The sequence below is a fragment of the Adlercreutzia sp. genome (assembly GCF_056795635.1).
In genome coordinates this window covers 1-2,900 of sequence record NZ_JBQIIT010000063.1, presented here as the reverse complement: position 1 = coordinate 2,900, position 2,900 = coordinate 1, and the positions used below count along the sequence as shown (strand labels likewise).

Sequence of the window (2,900 nt, the reverse complement as noted above, 5' to 3'; positions counted from 1 at the left end):
CGCCGCGATTTGCGGTTCCGGCGACAGGTGCCGAGCGCGATGCGGGGGCCGAGGCTGGCGTGTCAAGGGATGGGGAACGCGGCACTTCCGGCTTCCGCTCTTCGGCTCGGGCGCTGTTTCGCCGGGTAATGGCCGCGAAGAACGAGACGGTCGACGGGTCCGAGGGCGTCGGTTCTCCCTCCCGTTCGGTGAAGCGCCACGCCATCGGATGGCGGCTGCACCTTGAGCGGTACTGGCGGGACGAGGCAGCTCGCACCGATGGGGGCACTTACCAGTGGCCCGTGCAGCAGGTAGATGATCGGCGCTGCGCCGGATGCGGCACCTGCGCCCAGATGTGCCCCACCGGGGCCATTCAGCTGACCGCGGAAGACGGTGCGCTCGTGTACCGCTTCAACGCGGGGCTGTGCTCCGAATGCGAGCTGTGTCTGCGCTCCTGCGCCCAGCGGGCCATTCGGCGCGGCGCTCGGGCAGCGGCCAGCCCCTTCGAGGCGCGGGAGGCCTATCGCCAGCCCACGGCTCCCTGCCGCCGTTGCGGCGATCTGGCCCCGGCTCGCTCCCAGGTTGATGGTTTGTGCCGCCCGTGCGCCTTGGAAGCGGGGGCGGTATCATGGGCCCCGGCGGGTGAGCTCCCTTCCTCGTCCGATGAGGGGGCGGCTTGCCCATGATGCCGTCCGCGGAGCGTTTCCTCCTCGTTCAGCGTCTCTATCGATTTCTGGCGCGAACCAGTCTGACCTTGGGCGATGTGACGCTGCTGGAAGGGGCGTGTCTGGCCCTGGCCGCCCAGCGCCCCGAAGGTGTGGTGGCCGCTGAGGCCGCGGCCCTTCTGCGGGTGAGTCGGGAGCAGCTCGATAAGGCCACGGCGGTGCTTGCGGATCGCGAGCAGATTTTCTGGGAGCGCAGCCCTCGGGATCGGCGCACCTTCGCGTTCCGCGTTACGGCCAAAGGGGCCGATGCCGCGGCGCTTCTCGACGAGGGCCTGGCCATTGCGCTCATCGGTCGGAGCCGCCTTCTCACCGAGGCGGGCTTCGATCGGTTGGTGACCCTGCTCCACCGGTGCTTCGGGGAGCCGGGAGCCGAGGGGGATGCCTTCCTGCTGCCGGCGCCCGCCCTGGGTGCCCTGGCGTCCTGGGGCGCGGCGGTGGCCCAGGCCGGGGCCCAGCGCGGCGTGCCCTCGGGCCAGATCATGGTGCTGGGGCACGTTCACGGCCTCGGTGCTGCGGTAAGCGTCGCCTCCCTGGCGGCGGCCCTGGACGCATCGCTGCCGGCTATGCGGCTGCAAGTTGAGAGGCTGGTGGAGAAGGGCCTGGTAGCGTTCGACTCCTCCTGCGACGGGGTGCGCTTGGAGCCGGCGGGGGCCCAGCGCCTGTCCGGGGTGCTCTCCCACGAGGCGGTGGAGCGCGTGCGGGATGCCGTGGTCTCTCCCTGGGCCTGCGATGCGCGCCGAGCCGAGGCCTTCGACGAGCTGATGAGCTTGCTGGACTACGTGTTCGACGGCGGTGAAGAGGCCCCGGCCTTGGCTCCCGTTCGCCTTGGCGCGGCGAGCCGCCCCTCGGCTCTGGCGGCTCTTTATGCGCTGCTCGCGCGCCTGTTCTCCTACCCCGAGCATCGCCAGGCCGAAGAGCATACCTCCCTGGAGCTGCTCGATCGGGTGCGCGGGCTGCTTGCGGGGCTGGGGCTGGGCGAGGGGCTGCCCGTCGACCTGGCCACGCGCTTTGAGACCTGGGCCGCCGCCAGCCCGACGACCCGCGCCCGCGATCTGCGGGCCGAGTTCACGCGCCTGTTCTACAGCTATCCCCGTCTGGTATCCCTTGTCGGCTCCCGCTGGGTGGTCCAGGGGCGCACGGAGTTCTCCCGGGCCCATGGCGAGCGGGCGGCGGTCGGCCTGGAGTACCGCAAGCTGGGCCTGAAGAACCGTCCCGGCAATCACGACCCCTTCGACGCCCTCGTGAGCGAACTGGATTTTCTCTCCTATGTGACCTCTCTCGAGGCCCGCGCTTTCGAAGGGGGAGATGCCGGCAGCGCCCGGGAATGGGAGCGCTTGCGCCTTGATTTCTGCACCCACCACTTCGGCGAGCTCGCCCGGGGCGTTGCCCGGGCCATCACGCAGCACAGCGACAACGCCTTTCTCGCCCTGTACGCCTGGCTGCTCGATCTCGTGGCCGACGGAGCCGCCTGAGGCCATACGGGGCTGCCCGAGGTTCAAGCGGTCCTCTCCCCGTGCGAGGTGCTGCCTGCGCATTCGGTTTGCACGGACCCTCGGGGCCGCTCTCGCCTCTCCCGAGGGTCTTCATCGGCCGCTCCCCTGTGGCCCCTGATATACTGGGGATAAGACCCGAGGGAATGAGAGCGGTTATGGCGAAGAAACTTCTGATGGGCAACGAGGCATTTGCCCACGCGGCCCTAGAGGCCGGGGTGAACGTGGTGGCGGGTTATCCCGGCACGCCGTCGTCCGAACTGGTGGAAACCGTGGCGAAGCTGCATGGGGCCGGCACGGCCCGGGACGTGCATGTGGAATGGTCTACCAACGAGAAGGCGGCCCTGGAAATGCTCGCGGGCGCGTCTTACTGCGGGGCCCGGGTGCTGTTCACCTGCAAGCAGGTGGGGCTGAACGTGGCCTCAGACGCCCTCATGTCCCTGAACTACGTGGGGGTGGGCGGCGGCTGCGTGCTGTTCGTGGCTGACGATCCGGGTCCCATTTCCTCCCAGACCGAGCAGGACACGCGTCGCTTCGGGGCCTTCGCGAAGGTGCCCGTGCTCGACCCGGCCACCCCTGAGCAGGGCTTTGCCATGATGGGCGCGGCCTTCGACTTGTCGGAGCGCTACCACACGCCGGTCATCGTGCGTCCCACCACGCGCATCAACCATGCGTCCACGTTTTTCGAGGTGGCCGATGAGACCCA

At 69.4% G+C, this 2,900-nt stretch carries 2 protein-coding genes and 1 pseudogene; all 3 read left to right on the top strand.

All coding sequences use genetic code 11. The features are described 5' to 3' along the window. Positions 1-665 (top strand): NADH-quinone oxidoreductase subunit I (locus tag ACTOXK_RS12260; RefSeq protein ID WP_482280016.1); only part of this gene is annotated, 665 nt, incomplete at its 5' end. Further along, a complete protein-coding gene (locus tag ACTOXK_RS12255) occupies positions 662-2,176 on the top strand; it encodes a molecular chaperone TorD family protein (protein ID WP_482280015.1) in 1,515 nt (504 codons plus the stop codon). The genes ACTOXK_RS12260 and ACTOXK_RS12255, both read left to right, overlap by 4 nt. A 176-nt stretch (positions 2,177-2,352) precedes the next feature. After that, positions 2,353-2,900 (top strand): annotated as a pseudogene (locus ACTOXK_RS12250) (thiamine pyrophosphate-dependent enzyme); the annotation flags it as partial.

Excerpts from the sequence above, each read along its gene's own strand:
- ACTOXK_RS12255 (WP_482280015.1), top strand. The coding sequence starts at position 662 with ATGATGCCGTCCGCGGAGCGTTTCCTCCTCGTTCAGCGTCTCTATCGA.